Source organism: Acidisphaera rubrifaciens HS-AP3 (assembly GCF_000964365.1).
Classification (GTDB): domain Bacteria; phylum Pseudomonadota; class Alphaproteobacteria; order Acetobacterales; family Acetobacteraceae; genus Acidisphaera; species Acidisphaera rubrifaciens.
The window spans coordinates 1-2,390 of record NZ_BANB01000495.1 but is presented as its reverse complement, the minus strand read 5'-3'; the positions used below and the strand labels follow the sequence as shown (position 1 = coordinate 2,390).

Sequence of the window (2,390 nt, the reverse complement as noted above, 5' to 3'; positions counted from 1 at the left end):
CGTCGATGCGGAAGCCGGCGGCCTCGATCAGCGCGTCGATCGGCCGGTTGAGGTGACAGCCGCCGGCGACCGCCCCCCACCACGGGTCGAGCCGGTCCTGCCACCGGGCGATGGCGGGTTCGGGCGCGCGCCCGTGCTCGACGAACAGCAGCGCGCCGCCGGGACGCAGCACGCGCCGCGCCTCCGACAGGGCGCGGGCGGCGTCGGGGATGGTGCAGAGCGACCAGGTGGTGACGACGGTATCGACGCTGTGCGCATCGAGCGGCACCGCCTCGGCCGAGCCTTCCAGCAGGGTCACGGGCATGCGGGCCTGCGCGCGCCGCGCCCGGTCGAGCAGCGGCGTGGACGGGTCGATGCCGATCACCTCCGTGACGCCCGGGCCATAGAGCGGCAGATTCAGGCCGGAGCCGACGCCGTATTCCAGCACGCGACCCTCCGCCCCTGCGAGCAGGCGGGTGCGCATGGCGCGCAGCGGCGCCTGCTGCATCACCCAGTGCAGCAGCGGCGGCAGGATGTAGCGGTCGTACAGGTTCATAGCCGCGCTCTCCCCGCCAGTCCCCCTGGCGCGCGGCCACCCTACAGCAGACAGGCCAGCCGCGTGCCCTCGTCGATCGCCCGCCGTGCGTCGAGTTCCGCCGCCAGCCGCGCGCCGCCGATCACGTGCGTCTCCGTCCCCGCGAGCGGGGCGAGCAGCGACGCCTCCGGCTCCTGTCCGACGCATGCGACGATGGTGTCGGCCGGCAGCACCAGCGGCGTGCCGTCGAGGACGCAATGCAGCCCGGCATCGTCGATGCGGACATAGGTCACGCCCGTCAGGATGCGCACGCCGCGCCGCTGCAGCCGCCGGCGGAGAATCCAGCCGGTGGAGACGCCGAGCCGCGCGCCGGGGCGGCCGGGCGAGCGTTGCAGCATGACCACTTGGCGCGGGACCTCCGGCGGCGGCGGGTCCACGATGCCGCCCGCGCGATCGATCGCCGGCGCCACGCCCCATTCGCGAAAGAAGGCCTCGGCATCGCCGGCATCGGCGTCCGGGCCGCTGAGGGTCTCCGCGACGTCGTAGCCGATGCCGCCCGCGCCGAGGATGACGACGCGCCGCCCGGCCCGCACGCGCCCGGCGAGGATGTCCGCATAGCTCGCGACGGAGGGATGGTCGGCGCCGGGCAGGTCGAGCGGGCGCGGCACCACGCCGCTCGCCAGCACCACGGCGTCGTAGCCGGCGAGCATCTCCGGCGACGCGCGCGTGCCGAGGCGCAGCGCCACGCCATGGCGCGCGATGCGGCCGTCATAGTGGCGGATCAGCTCGTCGAACTCCTGCTTCCCCGGCACGGCACGGGCCAGCAGCATCTGGCCGCCGATGCGCGGCCCCGCCTCGAACAGCGTCACCGCATGGCCGCGTTCGGCGGCGGTGGTGGCGCAGGCGAGACCCGCGGCGCCGGCGCCGACGACGGCGATGCGGCGCGGCCGCGCGGTCGGCGTGACCGCGAACTCCATCTCCCGCCCGGCGCGCGGATTGACGAGGCAGCTCGCCGACCGATCGGAGAAGATATGATCGAGGCAGGCCTGGTTGCAGGCGATGCAGACGTTGATGTCGTCCGCCTGTCCCGACGCCGCCTTGGCGACGAAATCGGGATCGGCGAGCAGCGGGCGGGCCATCGACACCAGATCGGCCTCGCCGGCGGCCAGGATCGCCTCGCCCAGCCCCGGCGTGCTGATGCGGTTCGACGCGATGACGGGGATGTCCACCGCCCGCTTCAGCCGCGCCGTGGCGAAGCGCCAGGCGCCGCGCGGCACGGTGTAGGCGATGGTCGGCACCTGCGCCTCGTGCCAGCCGATGCCGGTGTTGATGGCGTCGGCGCCGCAATCGGCGGCGAGGCGGGCGAGGGCGTCGATCTCCCCGGCCGTCGCACCGCCGTCCACGAGGTCGATCGCGGAGATGCGGAAGACCAGCATCCCGCCGCCGAGCCGCGCGCGCACCGCGCGCACCACCTCCGCCGCGAAACGCAGCCGGTTCTTTAGGCTGCCGCCCCAGCGATCGTCGCGCGCGTTGGTCCGGGGTGCCGCGAACTGGTTGATGAGGTAGCCCTCGGAGCCCATCACCTCGACGCCGTCATAGCCCGCCTCCATCGCGCGCGCGGCGCAGGCGGCATAGGCGTCGATGGTGGCGGCGATCTCCGCCTCGGTCATCGCGCGCGGGGTGTGACGGTTGATCGGCGCGCGGATCGGCGACGGCGCCAGCAGGTCCGGGTGCTTGGCATAGCGCCCGGCGTGCAGGATCTGCAGCAGCATCCGCGCCCCGGCGTCGTGCACGGCGGCGGTGATGCGCCGGTGCGGCGCGAGGGCGGCGGCGGCGTCGAGCAGCGGCGCGGCCGGCTCCATCAGGCCCGCGCGGT

The 2,390-nt window shown here is 74.8% G+C and carries 2 protein-coding genes; both read right to left on the bottom strand.

The window, feature by feature from the left end; all coding sequences use genetic code 11:
* The coding region (locus B8460_RS13670; protein ID WP_048862163.1) for a class I SAM-dependent methyltransferase at positions 1-535 on the bottom strand (535 nt) is incomplete at its 3' end.
* Positions 536-576: 41 nt separating this feature from the next.
* Positions 577-2,390 (bottom strand): FAD-dependent oxidoreductase (locus tag B8460_RS13665; protein WP_048862162.1); only part of this gene is annotated, 1,814 nt, incomplete at its 5' end.